The sequence below is a fragment of the Photobacterium sp. GB-72 genome (assembly GCF_003026095.1).
In the GTDB taxonomy this organism is placed as follows: Bacteria; Pseudomonadota; Gammaproteobacteria; order Enterobacterales; family Vibrionaceae; genus Photobacterium.
Window position 1 is genome coordinate 100,160 of sequence record NZ_PYNV01000002.1, and the last position, 17,128, is coordinate 117,287.

The 17,128-nt window shown below is 38.2% G+C and carries 13 protein-coding genes; 6 read left to right on the plus strand and 7 right to left on the minus strand.

The features are described from left to right. Positions 1 to 23: 23 nt before the first annotated feature. A complete protein-coding gene (locus C9J40_RS03775; RefSeq protein ID WP_107206095.1) occupies positions 24 to 1,958 on the minus strand; it encodes a PrkA family serine protein kinase in 1,935 nt (644 codons plus the stop codon). Between the two features lie 527 nt (positions 1,959 to 2,485). On the opposite strand from C9J40_RS03775, the gene C9J40_RS03780 reads away from it, so the two are divergent. Further along, positions 2,486 to 2,866, plus strand: a complete 381-nt coding sequence (locus C9J40_RS03780) for a VOC family protein (RefSeq protein ID WP_107206096.1) — start codon at positions 2,486 to 2,488, stop codon at positions 2,864 to 2,866. Between the two features lie 37 nt (positions 2,867 to 2,903). On the opposite strand, the gene C9J40_RS03785 is transcribed toward C9J40_RS03780, so the two are convergent. Further along, positions 2,904 to 3,776 carry a D-hexose-6-phosphate mutarotase gene (locus C9J40_RS03785; protein WP_107206097.1) on the minus strand — a complete coding sequence of 291 codons (873 nt, stop codon included), beginning with the start codon at positions 3,774 to 3,776 and terminating at the stop codon, positions 2,904 to 2,906. A gap of 240 nt (positions 3,777 to 4,016) precedes the next feature. After that, positions 4,017 to 5,012 carry a type I glyceraldehyde-3-phosphate dehydrogenase gene (gene gap, locus C9J40_RS03790; RefSeq protein ID WP_105059727.1) on the minus strand — a complete coding sequence of 332 codons (996 nt, stop codon included), beginning with the start codon at positions 5,010 to 5,012 and terminating at the stop codon, positions 4,017 to 4,019. Positions 5,013 to 5,345: 333 nt separating this feature from the next. Here gap and msrB point away from each other — a divergent pair, with 333 nt between their 5' ends. Continuing rightward, positions 5,346 to 5,732 carry a peptide-methionine (R)-S-oxide reductase MsrB gene (gene msrB, locus C9J40_RS03795; protein ID WP_107245799.1) on the plus strand — a complete coding sequence of 129 codons (387 nt, stop codon included), beginning with the start codon at positions 5,346 to 5,348 and terminating at the stop codon, positions 5,730 to 5,732. Between the two features lie 140 nt (positions 5,733 to 5,872). Here the strand turns inward: msrB and C9J40_RS03800 are convergent, their stop codons facing one another. Further along, positions 5,873 to 6,646, minus strand: a complete 774-nt coding sequence (locus C9J40_RS03800; protein ID WP_107245800.1) for a DUF2989 domain-containing protein — start codon at positions 6,644 to 6,646, stop codon at positions 5,873 to 5,875. A gap of 313 nt (positions 6,647 to 6,959) precedes the next feature. On the opposite strand from C9J40_RS03800, the gene C9J40_RS03805 reads away from it, so the two are divergent. Next, positions 6,960 to 7,259, plus strand: coding sequence for a YeaC family protein (locus C9J40_RS03805; protein WP_107206100.1), 300 nt, complete (start codon positions 6,960 to 6,962; stop codon positions 7,257 to 7,259). 2 nt (positions 7,260 to 7,261) lie between these two features. Here the strand turns inward: C9J40_RS03805 and C9J40_RS03810 are convergent, their stop codons facing one another. The 3 genes from C9J40_RS03810 to sppA form a co-directional block, all read right to left on the minus strand. Further along, positions 7,262 to 7,945: a glutathione S-transferase family protein gene (locus tag C9J40_RS03810; RefSeq protein WP_107245801.1), complete on the minus strand. Its 684-nt coding sequence runs from the start codon at positions 7,943 to 7,945 to the stop codon at positions 7,262 to 7,264. A gap of 146 nt (positions 7,946 to 8,091) precedes the next feature. Further along, complete coding sequence (gene ansA, locus C9J40_RS03815) at positions 8,092 to 9,105, minus strand: asparaginase (RefSeq protein WP_107206102.1); 1,014 nt, start codon at positions 9,103 to 9,105, stop codon at positions 8,092 to 8,094. Between the two features lie 250 nt (positions 9,106 to 9,355). Further along, on the minus strand, positions 9,356 to 11,203 hold the full coding sequence (gene sppA, locus C9J40_RS03820; RefSeq protein ID WP_107206103.1) for a signal peptide peptidase SppA: 1,848 nt from the start codon (positions 11,201 to 11,203) through the stop codon (positions 9,356 to 9,358). 243 nt (positions 11,204 to 11,446) lie between these two features. On the opposite strand from sppA, the gene C9J40_RS03825 reads away from it, so the two are divergent. From C9J40_RS03825 to C9J40_RS03835, 3 genes are all read left to right on the plus strand, one after another. Then, on the plus strand, positions 11,447 to 13,459 hold the full coding sequence (locus C9J40_RS03825) for an NADPH-dependent 2,4-dienoyl-CoA reductase (RefSeq protein WP_107245802.1): 2,013 nt from the start codon (positions 11,447 to 11,449) through the stop codon (positions 13,457 to 13,459). A 274-nt stretch (positions 13,460 to 13,733) separates the two neighbouring features. Then, positions 13,734 to 14,876, plus strand: coding sequence for a polysaccharide export protein (locus tag C9J40_RS03830; protein ID WP_255418993.1), 1,143 nt, complete (start codon positions 13,734 to 13,736; stop codon positions 14,874 to 14,876). A 27-nt stretch (positions 14,877 to 14,903) separates the two neighbouring features. Further along, positions 14,904 to 17,060: a polysaccharide biosynthesis tyrosine autokinase gene (locus tag C9J40_RS03835; RefSeq protein WP_107245803.1), complete on the plus strand. Its 2,157-nt coding sequence runs from the start codon at positions 14,904 to 14,906 to the stop codon at positions 17,058 to 17,060. Positions 17,061 to 17,128 lie beyond the last annotated feature (68 nt).

Consider the following 17,128-nt stretch of genomic DNA (forward strand, 5'->3'; position numbering starts at 1 on the left):
CCCTTATTTCATTTGCAGCTGGTTTACGACGATTTACGTACGCGTAAATACCATTCAGACAATAAGCGTACTTGCTTGCGGGTATAGCCTTTTTCCATCATACGAGCGACGAAATCATCATGTTTCTTTTGCTCATCTGTTGATGTTTTTGCATTAAATGAAATAACAGGAAGTAGCTCTTCAGTATTTGAGAACATCTTCTTCTCTATGACTGTTCTGAGTTTCTCATAGCTGGTCCAGTTGGGGTTTTTGCCTGCATTGTTTGCTCTAGCACGTAAAACGAAGTTAACAATTTCATTTCGGAAATCTTTAGGGTTACTGATCCCCGCTGGTTTCTCTATTTTCTCTAATTCGTTATTAAGTGCTTCGCGATTAAAGAGCTGTCCAGTTTCAGGATCACGGTACTCTTGGTCTTGAATCCAGAAGTCGGCGTAGCTGACATAGCGGTCAAAAATGTTTTGACCATATTCGGAGTAAGATTCGAGATAAGCGGTTTGGATCTCTTTACCAATGAACTCGACATACTTCGGTGTAAGGAAGCCTTTTAAATGTTCAAGATATTTTTCAGCAATGTCTTGTGGGAATTGTTCACGTTCAATTTGTTGCTCAAGCACATAGAACAAGTGAACAGGGTTTGCTGCAACTTCTGAATGATCGAAGTTAAAGACCCGCGATAAAATCTTAAAGGCGAAACGAGTTGATAACCCATTCATACCTTCATCGACACCGGCATAGTCGCGATATTCTTGGTAAGATTTTGCTTTTGGATCGGTATCTTTTAGTGTTTCACCGTCATAGACTCGCATTTTTGAATACACACTTGAGTTTTCAGGCTCTTTCAAGCGAGACAGAACGGTGAATCGAGCAAGGATCTCAAGCGTACTTGGTGAGCAAGGCGCGGCTGATAGCTCACTATTTTCAAGTAGTTTTTGGTAGATTTTTATTTCTTCAGAAACCCGTAAACAATAAGGGACTTTGACGATGTAAACACGATCTAAGAAAGCCTCATTCGTCTTGTTATTTCTAAAGGTCTGCCATTCTGACTCGTTAGAGTGAGCAAGGATCATTCCATCGAAAGGTAATGCGGATAACCCTTCAGTACCGTTGTAGTTACCCTCTTGTGTTGCGGTAAGAAGTGGGTGAAGTACTTTTAACGGCGCTTTAAACATCTCAACAAACTCCATTAAGCCTTGGTTAGCTTTACATAGAGCACCTGAATAACTATAAGCATCAGGATCGTCTTGAGAATAATGTTCAAGTTGACGTATATCTACCTTACCAACTAGCGATGAAATATCTTGGTTATTTTCATCTCCCGGTTCAGTTTTTGCGATACCGACTTGGTCAAGGATGGACGGACGCACTTTCACCACTTTAAATTGTGTAATATCGCCACCAAATTCATGGAGTCGTTTTGCCGCCCACGGTGACATGATGGTATTTAAATAGCGTGATGGAATATTGTATTCATTGGCAAGTAGATCACCATCTTCTGATTTATCAAATAAACTGAAAGGGTGATCATTAACTGGGCTACGCTCACCATTTGCCGTTAGAATATAAATAGGCATTTTCTGCATTAAGCTTTTTAATTTTTCTGCTAGCGACGATTTACCACCGCCGACAGGGCCTAATAAATAAAGAATTTGCTTACGCTCTTCAAGCCCTTGGGCTGCATGTTTGAGGTAAGAGACGATTTGTTCTATCGCATCTTCCATACCGTAGAAGTCTTCAAACGTTTTATAACGAGAGATGACCCGATTAGAGAAGAGACGGCTAAGATATGGGTCTTGTGCGGTATCAATCATTTCTGGTTCGCCAATCGCCATCAATAGACGCTCTGCGGCGTTGACGTAGGCGCTGCGATCGTTACGACAAATATCAAGGAATTCTTGTAATGAAAGTTCTTCGTCCTTGGATTCTTCATAGCGATGACGATAGTGGTCAAAAATACTCATGGTATGCCCCCTGAATCGTTCTTTGATCATTTAGACAGGACGAAAATCAACCTCTTTTGCATCCCTTACTGTAAGCCTAGACCGAACTAATCAATTTGCTGTACTGAGTTAATGATTTCTAAATAAAAAATAGCTTGTGATAACGGTTTAAAACTGGATGTTTTTTAACCGTATATTTTTACTATCCTCTTATGGGATGGGTTCTGCAAGCGCTTTTGACGCTAAAATGCTTTTGTTTTTTATTGTTAATATGTAAATCTACTGTTAATTATAGTAATTAATGAAGAATCTTGTTTTTGTGGGTTATGTTGAAGTAAAAAACTATAAAACTTTTTTGTGTTGAATTATTGTTTTGGTCTATTGGCTTTGTTTGGTTTTATTTGTTTTTTTTTGAATTATTGATAGAGAAGGACAATTATTGAGAATTTTTTTGTGTATTTGAGCCTAAGATATTTTTTTTCCACGAAACAGCTTTCTCTGACATAAGCTGAAATGAAGTCCTAAAAATTGTATAGGTAGGTGGCTTTATGACAATTTCACGTGTCGATACTGTTTCCATTCCGGTTTCGGATCAAAATCAGGCTTTGAAGTTTTATCGAGATGCACTTGGTTTTGAATTGATCCGAGATCATTGTTCGAATAATAAAAAACGCTGGCTGCAATTAGCACCAAGAGGTGCAGAAACGACAATCAGTTTAGTGACGCCATTTGGCGGAATGGAAGCAGGTACAGTGCAAGGTTTAGTCGTACAAACGGATGATATACAGCTAACACATAAAGAGCTCAAGCAACGTGGTGTATTATTATCAAGTATTGTTAATTTAGTCGGTGGTAAGTTTGCTACGTTTAATGATCCCGATGGAAATGGCTGGGTATTGATTGAAGCTTCTGCAAAAATGTATGCTTGAACCACGAGCAATAATATTGCCCGTGGTTCGTTTCTAATTAACGGCTAGAAATCGTTGTCACTAAAGTATGTGACTGTTCAGGCGCTAGCTCAATACTTGGTTGGTGGATTGTTGATTCCACGCATACCATAGTTTCAAAACTATTATCAGCCATATCACCCATACTAATGGATAGAGCTTGCCAAGGGTTCCAAATTACAGCAGCATTGTGACCTTCGTTAGTGACCAAAATTTCACGATTATTGTTTTTATCATTAATCGTGATAGTGGCTTCTGGCTGAGTATATACACGATCAGTTTCGCTGTTGAAGGTCAGTGTAGAACCACCTTCACACGCTTTACCTTGCTGTGTGCTATCAAGGTAGTTTGGCCCCATTCCTGTAATATCAATATCGTTAATATTGGCAATATCAAAGTAAGTATGCAATGCGCCGCTGTATGACCATGGTTGATTGTCGGTATTAGTCGATGTCAGGCTTACTTTGAGTTCTTGACCGATTTCAAACGTTAAGACGTTTTTAAACTTATGCGGCCAAATCGCATAGGTTTCTTCATTATCTTCCAGTGCTAGGCTGACAATAACGCCGTTTTCATTTTCACGGTGTTCTAATAATGACCACTGCGATGTGCGGGCAAAACCATGAGATGGGGTACCAGCTTGACCAAACCAAGGCCAACAAATTGGAATACCGCCGCGTACCGCTTTTGACTGATCAAAAATGGCTTTTTCACTTAACCAAATAATGTCTTTTTCACCTTGTGGTTTAAACCATAACAGGTGGCCACCATGCAGTGAAATTCCAGCTTCAGCAAGAGGGTGGATCACTCGAATGATATTAATCCCTTGATATTCACAAACTGTGACGTTGTCGGATAAAGCGTTAACAGTAGAAAGTTGACGTAGGTTCATCTTCATTCCTTAAAAGTTAAAAGCAGGAAGTGCTTATTTGTTTAGCGTTTATTCGTGCATTAAACATTAAGCAAAAAAACACTTATTTTTCGCTTTAAAATATCAAAAAATATGAAAATTAATTTGTTAAAGCAGTGAAGAGTTCTGATCGTTTTTTGTATTGTACTAGATATAAAAAAGGCGCCGCAAAATGCGCCGCCTTTTTAATTGCTTTCAAAGAAAGCGAGCTAATTGCTTACATTACTTAGAGATGTGAGCGATTAGGTCTAGAACTTTGTTTGAGTAGCCGATTTCGTTGTCGTACCAAGATACAACTTTAACGAAGTTATCAGTTAGTGCGATACCAGCTTTAGCATCGAATACTGAAGTTTGAGTTTCGCCAATGAAATCTTGAGAAACAACTTGATCTTCAGTGTAACCAAGAACGCCTTTTAGAGCGCCTTCTGATGCTTCTTTCATAGCAGCACAGATAGCTTCGTAAGATGCACCGTTCTTAAGGTTAACTGTTAGGTCAACTACAGAAACGTTAGCAGTTGGTACGCGGAAAGCCATACCAGTTAGTTTGCCGTTTAGCTCAGGAAGAACAACACCTACAGCTTTAGCTGCACCAGTTGATGATGGGATGATGTTCTGAGAAGCACCACGACCGCCACGCCAGTCTTTAGCAGAAGGACCGTCAACAGTCTTCTGAGTAGCTGTAGTTGCGTGAACTGTAGTCATAAGACCAGATTCGATACCGAACTTGTCGTTAAGAACTTTAGCGATAGGCGCTAGACAGTTAGTAGTACAAGAAGCGTTAGAAACGATATCTTGACCTGCGTAAGTGTCTTGGTTAACACCCATAACGAACATTGGAGTTGCGTCTTTAGATGGACCAGTAAGAACAACTTTCTTAGCACCAGCAGTGATGTGCTTACGTGCAGTCTCGTCAGTTAGGAAAAGACCAGTTGCTTCAGCAACAACGTCAACGTTGATTGCATCCCACTTAAGATCTTCTGGGTTACGTTCAGCTGTTACACGAACAGTTTTACCGTTAACGATTAGGTTACCGCCTTCAACTTCAACAGTACCGTTGAAACGGCCGTGAGTTGAATCGTACTTAAGCATGTATGCCATGTACTCAACATCGATAAGGTCGTTGATACCAACAACTTCAATGTCGTTGCGCTCTTGCGCTGCACGGAAAACAAAACGACCGATACGGCCGAAACCGTTAATACCTACTTTAATTGTCATTACAGTTGCTCCACAACTTAATTTCTAATGAAAGATAACTGGTAGTAAAATTACATAATACTACGTGACCCTGCAAGCAAAAAAATCGTTTATATTGCTTAAAATCAAAAAAAAGATCGGATTTAATTTACATTTCGACTACAACGGCGGTAAATCATACAAATACTGTGTGATTTAACAGCGGCGTAATTTTCAATTTTATATCGCTGATAAATACATTAGACGGTTTTTCTTTAAACTGTGAATTTTTAAAACAGCCATATGTGTTACAGTCTTTATAAATAAAAAATATATTTTGAAAAGTAATATTGAGGGAAAGAAGGGAAGGGTGTGATGAAAAATAAACCTGATACTTATTGGCAAGAGAAATTATCAGCAGAGGCTTATCAAGTTTGTCGACAACAGGCAACTGAACCTCCCTTTAGCGGTACGCTTCTTCATAATCATAAAACAGGTATTTATTCATGTGTCTGTTGTGATTCCCCACTGTTTTCTTCAGCGAATAAGTATGACTCAGGGTGCGGTTGGCCTAGCTTTGATGCGCCTATTGATAACGATTGTATCACTTATTTAGAAGATAATAGTCATGGCATGCAGCGCATAGAAATTCGCTGTAAGCATTGTGATAGTCATCTTGGACATGTTTTTACTGATGGCCCGCAAACAACAGGTGAACGTTACTGTGTTAATTCTGTTTCTCTAATTTTTGCAGATGAATAAAACGTATGAGTGACGGTAATATATAATTATTGACCGTCGCTGAAATAAATATCTAAATATAACGCTTAAAATTAAATAAGTTTAATGATTAAATCTTGTATGTATCAATTATAAAATTATTTGATATTTGCAATAAAATTTTAATTAATCATTTTTCGTTCATAGCTGCCATTTTGTAAATTATCTAAAATATTGACTGCTTTTTTATTTAAAACCTTCTGTTCATCTTCTGTTAATAAAAATAGGTTGGCGATATTTTTGGCCTCGACTACAGGCATATTCATATCATTAGCAATTAATACCCAGATATAAGCTTCCTTCAGTTTTTTTTGCTGCTGAGATAAGGTTGCCAATGATTTAATAATATCTTGGTTTACTGTTTCATTTTTCTTATAGAGTGAAAGTGCATGATGCAGTAATTGATAGGTTTTATCCTTATCTTTGCTGATGTAGTAGCTGGCAAGCGCAAGCTGAAGATCCGGGGTTTCTAACTCCTTTTTACCTTCGAGAGCGAGAAATTGTTGTTGTGCTTGTTCATCACCTTGACTCCAACGGTAGTAAATAATCTCTGGATCGGTCGACAACGATAGCTCTTTGTTTAGGCGTGTTACATTGTTATAGCTATCGTAGAGTGCGTTCATACGAATAGTCTTTCGATCTTTTAGCTCTGTTGGTTCAATACGAGCGGCATATTCCAAGCAAAAAATGTACTTTTGCGTCGCTTCAAGCTCTTTAAATTTTTCTTGGTCGGTTGGATTTTTCAACACATCATAACGTTGCCAAATTAATCCTGTTCGTTGAATACGACATTGACCATCATTGACGTTGAGCTGGGTACACAATTCAGGATAACTTTCACATAAGCTATCTGTGGTACGGTGTCGTTCAAAACAGCCAGTTAATAATAAGCTCATACTGATCGTTGTGATAAGACGTTTAGTACTGTTTAAGAGCAACCTTGTCGGCACTACTCTTTTTGATGTTTCTATAATTGCGGAGTAATACGCCATAGTGACCTACATGTTGGTTACGAATAAGGATAAATATAACGATGTCATTTGTTGTTATCGACGGATGATCTCGAAAATGGTGAATTTATTTTGATAGAGCTATCAACCTGTGATCGCTATTACAGTTTGAGGGGAAAGCGTTGACTGTTATTACGTATTTTATAAGCTACAGCGATGTACTTAAACAAGCCTGTTAGTATCAAAATGAGGAGTGGATATGGATGTGTCGCAATTATTGAAGGCTATGACGCCAGAAGTTTTTGAGCGGATATCAACTGCAGTAGAAACCGGAAAGTGGCCTGATGGTTCAGTATTAACGGCTAATCAAAGAGATTCTGCTATGCAGGCTGTGATGCTTTATCAGTCTCGCCATAATAGTGATGCGCAACATATGACGGTTGCAGCCGGTGGCGAAATAAAATTTAAGAGTAAAGCTGAATTAAAACGTGATTTTGCTACTCAAGGGACTCTTGGAAAGTCGCCAGAGATAGCTCGCTTTGAACATGATGATATCTAACATTAGACTTTATCATGCAGGTTAGGCCATATCATAGCTTCGCAATAGAAACTTTGTAATTGATGATCTTCTTCTGACACAATATTGGCTATCCATGGCTCTTGCTCTATACGGTGTAGATAGTGGTGTAGAGTAGGATAATGGGGTTGCAATCGTAGCCCTGCCATCCATCCCGTTCTAAAAATACTCCAGATACTTATTTCAGCCATTGAGAAATGATCGCCAACATACCCTAGCTCGGGGAGTTGCTCTTCAAGGTAATTCAACACATTAGGAAGATGATGAGTAAGGCATTGAGTCACTGCTTCTCCATCACACGACTTATCTTGCATTTTATCGCGCAATACTTTTTGGTAAAACAAAACGCCACCGAGTAATGACGTGACACGCGTTGCAGCATAAGCTTCAAACCAACGAATTTTCGCTCGTTGTTTAGCGTCGCCCGGATAAAGTGGGGGAACGGGGTAGGTATCGTCAAGATAATGGGCAATAACGGTTGAATCAATGATTGTTGTATCGTTATGTTCAAGTACAGGGACTTTTCCCATTGGGTGGCGTTTGTGCGCAAGCTCTTTTTCTAAAAAGGGGTTGAGAGGTTGGAGTTCATAACGTATCCCTTTGTAATTAAGTGCCAACATGATTTTTCTGACGAAGGGCGAAATAGAGGCACCGTGTAAAATCATCATTGTTTCAACCCATGAAGGTAGATTGCTATTAGCTGTAATTGTAGTTCGGTTGGAAAATTTTGGGGGAGTGGTGTTTTATTTTATGATAGCTAAAAATAAAAAAGAGCCCGTTCGGCTCTTTTCGTTATAAAACAAGTACTGCTAACTTACAAGGTTAACTCACCACGGAGATCTTGCTGCATCAGCGTGCGCATTGTTTCTATCGGTAAATCTTGGCTGAGTAAGTAATGTAATTTAGCCAATGCCGCTTCAGGTGTCATATCATAGCCACTTAGCACGCCAGCATCCGCTAGCGCACAACCCGTTGCGTATCCACCCATATTAACTTTACCTGATAAACATTGGGTTAAGTTCATGACAATCACACCGCGACTCGATGCTTCTTTTAACTGATCAAGCAGCTCTTTATTTTGAGGCGCATTACCTACGCCAAAAGTCAGTAGGATCATCGCATTTACAGGTTGGCGTAGGGTATTACGTATAACCTCTGGTGAGATCCCAGGATACATGGTGATCACACCAATAGGCTGTGGCGTAATGGTGTGAACTTTAAATTCACCGTTCGGTTTTTTATTTAATTCCGTTCCGCTATTAACGGTTATGTTAATGCCTGCTTCTAATAATGGTGGCAAGTTTGGTGAGATAAACGCGCCAAAACCATCGGCATGAGCCTTAGTACTGCGGTTACCACGGATCAGTTGGTTGTTGAAAAATACGGTCACTTCATTGATCGGGTAATTAGCCGCAATGTGTAACGCATTCAATAAGTTGCTTTGACCATCAGAGCGAAGTTCAACTAACGGGATTTGAGAACCAGTGACAATGACAGGCTTATCTAAATTTTCGAACATAAAAGATAAAGCAGAAGCGGTGTACGCCATAGTATCTGTGCCATGAAGGATCACAAAACCATCATACTTTTCGTAATTATCTTTTATATCGTCAGCAATGCGTTGCCAATCCGCAGGTGTCATATCTGATGAGTCGATTAAAGGTGAATACTCATGGATAGTGAACTCAGGCATTTCTGGGCGATGGAATTCTGGCATGCTAGCTAATTGCTTTTGCATAAAACCTGATACAGGAATATAGCCATGATCAGATTTTTGCATACCAATGGTGCCGCCAGTGTAGGCGATATAAATATGTTTTCTTTCCATTTTTAAGCACAGAGTTAACGGTTGGTGTGCGCATTATACGCAAACTGTATGAAGATGCGAGTTAAGCGATTTTTAGAGTGATACTTATTGCATTGAAATGTGAACTAAGATTGATGTGCTTATCTTTTGAGTTATTGCGGTTTTTATCACTAATGTTGATTGGCTGGCTTATTTAAGCGTTTTTGCATAATAAAAAGCTCGACATATCGCCGAGCTTTTTAATTATTGGTTGCTGATAACGTTTTTGTTACTAGTTAACGGTGCTGCAATTTAAGCAGAACGCATAACGACCATTAGGATCGTTAAAGTTACTAAGAGAAGTCAGATCTTTTGCAACTTTAGTCACTGGCGCTAATGCATTTGGTGTGTCACCAAGAACCATTGCCACAACCTGTGCTTTTACTTCACCTGACATTTCTTTAAAGAATTGCTGGATAGGAGAAAGAGGCTGTTGCATCCACACCAATTGGTAATCATCTACTTTAGCGAGCGACACCGCTTCCGTTATTGCAGTATCAAAGTCACCGAGTTCATCGACTAAACCACGTTCTTTCGCGTCCTTACCTGTCCATACTCGGCCTTGGGCAATTTTATCTGCTTGCTCAAGTGACATATGGCGGTATTTGCTGACTAAACCAATAAAGCGCTGGTAGCCATTATCAACCCCAAGCTGGAAAACTTTGCCGACATTTTCAGGTAGAGCACGTGTTACGCCGACACCTGAGAAAGGAGTCGTTCCCACCCCATCACTGTAAACGCCTAGCTTTTCTAAGCTTTTTTCAAATGTGGTTAAAATCGCAAAGATACCAATAGAGCCGGTGATCGTTGTTGGTTGTGCGATAATTTTATCGGCACTTGAAGAGATCCAGTAACCACCTGATGCTGCAACACTCGACATCGAAACAACAACAGGTTTCCCCGCCGCTTTTAAGGCATCGACTTCATTACGGATCACTTCAGAAGCAAAGGCGCTGCCTCCTGGGCTATCGACACGTAAGATCACAGATTTAACATCGTTATCAAAGCGAGCTTTGCGAAGTAGTGCTGCAATCGTGTCACCACCTGCTGTACCTTGACTACTCTTGCCATCAACAATGGCGCCACTTGCAACAACGACAGCTACTTTGTTATTGGATGGTTGTTGATCATCAACCAGCATCGATAAGTAATCGTAGTAGCTGATCTGTTTAAAGCTGTGCTCACCGTTATCACCAAATTCTTTGATTAAGATTTGGCTTAATTGAGGACGGGTTACCAACTCATCAACAAGACCCATTTTTTTACTCAGTTGAGCAAAATCGCCATTAACAGCAGTGAGTTGTTCAACAAAGCTGTTCATTTCAGGCGTCAATGATTTAGCATCGATATTGCGGTTTTTCGCCACATCGGAGGTATAAGCATCCCATAATTGATCTAACCAAACCGTATTGGCTTCTTTTGCTGCGGCTGACATGCCATCACGGATATACGGTTCGACAAATGATTTGTAAGTACCGACACGGAAAACGTGAGTAGTGACATCTAGCTTTTCTAATAATGTTTTATAGTAAAGCGTATAGGTGCCATAACCCGTTAACATGATACCGCCATCAGGTGACATAAAGATCTTATCGGCATAACTTGCAAGGTAGTATTGGCTTTGACTGTAATGACCGCCATAAGCATAAACAGGTTTACCGGATGCTTTAAATTCTTGAATGGCTTTTGCAATGTAACGCAGTTTTGTCAGGCTCGTTTCTGGCATGTTTTTAAGATTTAATACAAGGCCAGTGATAGAGCTATCGGTAGTTGCAGTGCGGATGGCTTCGACAATATCGAATAAAACGTTTTGTTCAACAGGTGGTTGCCCCATCACATCACTAATAACGTTATCTAATGGATTATCATAGTTTTTCTGCTCAACAATCGGGCCTGATAGGTTTAGTACCAGCGCCGATGCTTCTGGCTTTTCAGCGTTATCATCGTTATCACTAAAAGCAAAAATAATGGCACCTACAATCAGTAGGAAAATTAAGTTAAGAATAAACTTACGGGCAAAGTTGATTAACTTCCAGATTGTTCTGAAAAACGCTCCAATCCCTTTGAATATGGCTTTCATGGATGCTCTCTTTAATGATTCTTGAGACATATCGTATCGTACTCATTAACTAATTTCAGTAAATTTACTATTAAGAAGAGATATCAAAACAAGGTATTGAATAAATAGCCGTATTGTTAGTCATCCAAGGCATAAGAAAAGTGCGCGAAAGCACAAATGTTAACTTAATGTAAACAAATGTTTGAAATGGCATAACAGGGTTAATATACTGGTCAGACCATAATAAAAAGAGAAGCAAAAGCCATGGACAATAAAGCATACCCTCATTTGTTAGCGCCATTGGATCTTGGTTTTACTACCCTACGAAACCGTGTGTTAATGGGCTCTATGCACACAGGGCTTGAAGAATCACGAGATGGATTTAAAAAATTATCTGCGTTCTATGCCGCACGTGCGCGTGGTGGTGTAGGACTAATTGTCACTGGCGGTTTCTCTCCCAACTTTCGTGGGCGACTACATCCGTTAAGTGCTGAATTTAGTTCATCACGTGCAGCTCGGGCACATAAAAACATTACAGATGCAGTACATAATGAAGGTGGAAAAATAGCGCTTCAGTTATTACATGCAGGGCGCTATGCAATGTCGCCTTTTGCAGTGAGTGCCTCTGCTATTCGTTCTCCAATTTCTAAATTCACCCCAAGTGAAATGTCTGAACGTCAGATTTTAAAAACCATCAATGCTTTTGCAAAAAGCGCCGAGCTTGCTCGCGAAGCTGGCTATGATGGGGTTGAACTGATGGGATCAGAAGGCTATCTGATTAATCAGTTCATCTGCCAGCGTTCGAACTTTCGTTATGACGATTGGGGTGGGAGTTATGAAAATCGAATTCGTTTCCCACTAGAAATTGTGAAAGCGGTTCGCGCGCGAGTTGGACGTGACTTTATTATTATCTTCCGTCTTTCAATGCTGGATTTAGTCGAGCAAGGCAGTACTCATGAAGAAGTAGTAATGCTTGCAAAGGCTCTAGAACAAGCAGGTGTAACCATTTTAAATACCGGCATTGGTTGGCATGAAGCACGTGTTCCGACGATTGCCACGCAAGTCCCACGTGCCGCATTTGCTTGGGTTACAGAAAGGCTTAAACAAGAAGTCTCTATTCCTTTAGTTACCTGTAATCGTATTAATACCCCACAAGTGGCTGAAGATATTCTATCGTCAGGGCAAGCTGATATGGTATCGATGGCACGACCGTTCCTTGCCGATCCTGATTTTGTCGAAAAAGCCGCGCAAGATCGCGCTGATGATATTAATACCTGTATTGGATGTAACCAGGCCTGTTTAGATCATGCTTTTGTTGGTAAACGTGCGAGTTGTTTAGTTAACCCTCAAGCGTGTTATGAGACCGAACTGGTATTAACCCCGGTAGCACAAAATAGAAAAGTGGCGATTGTTGGAGCTGGACCTGCTGGAATGGCGTGCGCTGTTGCTGTTGCAGAGCGAGGTTTTACCGTCGATGTATTTGAGAAAAATGACCATGTTGGTGGGCAATTTAACCTTGCGATGCAAATACCAGGAAAAGAAGAGTTTAAAGAAACGATTCGTTATTTTACTCGTCGTTTAGAACAAACAGGTGTAAACGTAAAACTTGGTTACACTGCAACAGAAAATGATTTAGCTAACTATGATGAAGTGATCATCGCAACTGGGGTTAAACCACGTATTCCACCTATTCCTGGCGTTGATAACCCGAAGGTGATTGATTATCAAACTTTGATTAGAGATAAAGTACAGTTAGGACAAAAAGTCGCTGTTATTGGTGCAGGTGGTATTGGGGTTGATGTATCTACCATGCTAACAGAGCCTGAAAATCAAAATCTTGATCAATGGCTTGAAGAGTGGGGGATTGATAAAACATTGACTCATGAAGGTGGCTTATTACCGCATGATGAATACATTAGCCCGCGACAAGTATGGTTAATGCAGAGAAAACCGGGCAAAGTCGGTAAAGGTCCGGGCAGAACAACAGGCTGGATCCACCGTAGAACATTAGAAAAACGCGGTGTTGAACTGCTTGGTGGGGTTAGTTATGACAAAATCGATGATGCAGGTTTACATATTACTGTTGAAGGACAATCTCGAATATTAGATGCCGATAATATTGTACTTTGTACAGGTCAAACATCGGTTGAAGAACTGTCAGAAAAGCTCACTGAGCAAGGCATTAATGTTCATGTGATTGGCGGTGCGGATGTTGCCGGAGAGGTAGATGCTAAACGTGTAATTCGTCAAGGTGTTGAATTAGCTGCAAAGCTATAAACAGTAATTAAAGCATTATTGCTCCAAAAGGTGAGGTTTATATCTCACCTTTTTTATATTTTAAAAATAAAAAACTGTAAAAAGCTATTTAAATAGATTTATTACTATTTTTATTTAATTGTCATACTTATGTGTTTTTTTTGATTGTGGGTTATATTTCATTAATTATTATGATGTTGGTCATTAAAAACATACATAAAGACTATGCAATGAGTTTTTATGATTCTTATTTGGTATAGTTGTTATCATTTATTGACTTATGAATATTTAAATAATGCCCTTCTATAGATGTAAAGCTTTACAAAACGTATGTTTAGTTGGTTTTTTTTGTCTGTTTTTTCTCTCCGGTTGCAGTATGCCTGGAATGCATTTGAATATAAAAAATAAAGAGATAAAAAACACTAAAAATGAATCTATTTTGAACAAGGTAAATATTTATTATTTAGATAGTAGTGTGATAAACAAAGTAAGAAAAAAAGAAGTAAAAGCTAAGACGAATGAACAGTTACAAACTGATATAAACAATTATAGTTATATTGTTGGCCCCACTGATGTATTAAATATTACCGTTTGGAATCATCCAGAGCTAACAATTCCGCAAGGACCAGATCGTACACCTGAAGAGGCGGGTACTCGCGTGCATGCTGATGGGCGTATTTTTTATCCTTATGTTGGCTTTATTCATGTTGCAGGACACAAATTATCTTATATACAAAGTGTGTTAACAAAGAAGTTAGCTAGATACATTGAAATGCCACAAATTGAAGTTTCAGTCGCTGCCTATAAATCAAAACAAGTTTATGTAACAGGCTCAGTGAAGCTTCCTGGAGAGCAAGCTATTACAGATAAGGCATTAACATTATTGCTTGCTATTAATAAGGCTAGGGGGTTTAGTGCTGATGCCGATTGGCATGATGTTACAGTAACAAGAAATAATAATGTTATTCATTTATCGGCTTACGATCTTATTCAAAATGGCGATTTAACTCAGAATATTTTATTAAAAAATAATGACATTATACATATAGCTAATAATGACGATTTAAAAGTATTCGTAATGGGGGAGGTGAATAACCCTCAAACGCTTCAAATTGACCGTTCAGGAATGAATTTAACTGAGGCGCTCAGTACCGTTGGCGGGATTAATGAAATTAGTGCTGATGCTGAAGGTGTCTTTGTTATTAGAATGAATAAAGAGGATAAAGAGAATAAAGTTGCAGATATTTATCAACTGAATATGAAAAGTGCAGCAGCTATGATTATTGCCAATCAATTCGAATTAAATCCTCAAGATATAATCTATGTTACCGCATCACCAATGGGAGGGTGGAATAGAGTAATGGCGCAGGTTTTACCAACCATTACAAACTTTACCACACTCACTCAAGGTGTGAATTATTATACGGATCTTAAATAACATGATTAAATTAAGGATGAAATAAGAATGGATAGTAACAGTAATTTAAATTATGATGAGCTTGATTTAATAAATTTATTTAAATCGCTACTTGAATCTTGGAAACTGATTTTAAGTATCACGTGTTTTTTTACTATATTAGGTGTGCTCTATGTGAAGTCAACACCTTTAACTTATCAAGCTGTAGCAAGACTACAAGTAGAGACACAGCATCAGCACTTAGATTTTCACGTGAATGATATTTCAAACTTATTTATATCACAGTCTACAGCAAATACAGAAATAGAAATTATTAAATCTCGTATGGTGCTGGGGAGAACTGTTGATAATCTAAATCTAACGTTATATTCCTCACCCATATTTACGCCTATCATAGGTAAAAAGATAGCGTATTTTTTAGGTGATGTACCTGAGATTAAAGTTTCACTATTGATAACACCTGAAAATGATAATAAATCAAGTGGTAATAGAGGTGGTGAGTATATTGTAAAAATAAGTGATGCTAAGAAAGGGTTATACGATTTCTTTAATAAAAATAATGAACTGATTTTCTCCGGTGAAGTTGGAAAACTAGTAAATAAAAATGGATATCAGTTACTTATTTTACAGCTGAATGGTGAGGTTGGGCAGAAGTTTATCATTAAGAAACTTAATCGTTATAATACGGTATCATCTCTTAGAAAAAGCTTATCTATAAAGGAGTCTGGCAAAGACACGGGTATTTTACAGCTCTCATTAGTAGGTAGCAATCCTCTGCGGATGGAGACTATTTTAAATGATATCGCTAATAATGAGTTGGCACAAAATATCGATCATAATGCGCTAGAAGCAGCTAAAAGTTTAGCTTTTATAGAAAATCAGTTACCTGAAGTTAAACAAGAGTTGGATATTGCTGAAAATAAACTAAATGCATTTAAAGTGTCTAGCGATTCTATTGATATGGATTATCAAGCTAAGTCGACACTTAATATTTTAGCATCAGTTGAAAGTAAATTAATTGATTTGGGTTTCAAAGAATCTGAAATATCTAAATTATATACCAAAGAGCATCCTGCATATGTTTCATTATTACAACAACAAAGGACACTACTAAAAAGAAAAGCTGAATTAGAAAATGAAGTTAGCGCTATGCCTAAAACAAATCAAAAAATAATTACGTTAAATCGTGACGTGATGGCAGCTCAACATATATATATATCGCTTATTAATAAAGTTCAGCAATTAAGAATAAGTCAAGAAAGCACAGTTGGTAGTGTAAGATTAATTGACTCAGCAGAAACGTCACCAGTTCCAATTAAACCTAAAAAAGCCCTTATCGTTGTTCTCACTACCTTACTTGGTGGGATGCTTTCTATTGCAATTGTTTTATTAAAGAAAACTGTTATGAGTGGTATTGATGATCCTCGTCAAATATCATCGTTAGGACTTCCTCTTTATGCAACTGTGCCATACTCCGTTAATCAAAGTAAATTACTTAAAAAAAGTAAAAGCAGTCGTGAATTTAATGAAGAGGGGATGTTACTTGCGTGTCTTTATCCTGATGACTTAGCGATAGAGGCAATAAAATCGTTACGAACAAGTTTATATTTTTCAATATCTACTGCGAAAAATAAGATAATAATGATTTCAGGTTCAAGTCCTGATCTTGGTAAGTCATTTTTATCGAAAAATTTAGCCATAGTATTTTCTCAAGCTAAAAAGAAAGTATTATTTATTGATACTGATATGCGAAAAGGAAAGAGTACTAAAGTATTTAATTTAAAAGGTAAAAATGGACTTTCTGAATATTTAAGTTATCAAGGTAATTTAGATGAAATTGTACAAAAAGCTAATATTGATAATTTAGATGTTATTTCTTGTGGTTGTATACCCCCCAATCCTTCTGAGTTACTAATGGGAAATAGGTTGTCTGAATTAATGGAGTGGGCTAATGAAAACTATGATATTGTTATTGTAGATACCCCATCATTATTAGCTGTGACTGATGCAGCATTAGTTGGTAAGTATGCAGGGGCTAATTTCTTAGTTGGTCGATTTAAAAAGACATCTATACATGAAATTGAAGTAGCAAAAGAGCGATTTAATCATGCTGGCGTAGAGATCACCGGCTTTATACTTAACTCGGTAGAGAAAAAAATCAGTAATACCTACGGATATTATAATTATAGTTATGTTGATAAATAAATATTTTTAACTAGCGAAGTCCTAAATATCCTTAATAAAGAATAAGATATTTATCTTATCCTTTATTA

Excerpts from the sequence above, each read along its gene's own strand:
- C9J40_RS03830 (WP_255418993.1), top strand. The coding sequence starts at position 13,734 with ATGCCCTTCTATAGATGTAAAGCTTTACAAAACGTATGTTTAGTTGGT.
- C9J40_RS03800 (WP_107245800.1), bottom strand. The coding sequence starts at position 6,646 with ATGAGCTTATTATTAACTGGCTGTTTTGAACGACACCGTACCACAGAT.
- C9J40_RS03805 (WP_107206100.1), top strand. The coding sequence starts at position 6,960 with ATGGATGTGTCGCAATTATTGAAGGCTATGACGCCAGAAGTTTTTGAG.
- msrB (WP_107245799.1), top strand. The coding sequence starts at position 5,346 with ATGAAAAATAAACCTGATACTTATTGGCAAGAGAAATTATCAGCAGAG.
- C9J40_RS03775 (WP_107206095.1), bottom strand. The coding sequence starts at position 1,958 with ATGAGTATTTTTGACCACTATCGTCATCGCTATGAAGAATCCAAGGAC.
- ansA (WP_107206102.1), bottom strand. The coding sequence starts at position 9,105 with ATGGAAAGAAAACATATTTATATCGCCTACACTGGCGGCACCATTGGT.
- C9J40_RS03785 (WP_107206097.1), bottom strand. The coding sequence starts at position 3,776 with ATGAACCTACGTCAACTTTCTACTGTTAACGCTTTATCCGACAACGTC.
- C9J40_RS03825 (WP_107245802.1), top strand. The coding sequence starts at position 11,447 with ATGGACAATAAAGCATACCCTCATTTGTTAGCGCCATTGGATCTTGGT.
- gap (WP_105059727.1), bottom strand. The coding sequence starts at position 5,012 with ATGACAATTAAAGTAGGTATTAACGGTTTCGGCCGTATCGGTCGTTTT.
- C9J40_RS03835 (WP_107245803.1), top strand. The coding sequence starts at position 14,904 with ATGGATAGTAACAGTAATTTAAATTATGATGAGCTTGATTTAATAAAT.
- C9J40_RS03780 (WP_107206096.1), top strand. The coding sequence starts at position 2,486 with ATGACAATTTCACGTGTCGATACTGTTTCCATTCCGGTTTCGGATCAA.
- C9J40_RS03810 (WP_107245801.1), bottom strand. The coding sequence starts at position 7,945 with ATGATGATTTTACACGGTGCCTCTATTTCGCCCTTCGTCAGAAAAATC.
- sppA (WP_107206103.1), bottom strand. The coding sequence starts at position 11,203 with ATGAAAGCCATATTCAAAGGGATTGGAGCGTTTTTCAGAACAATCTGG.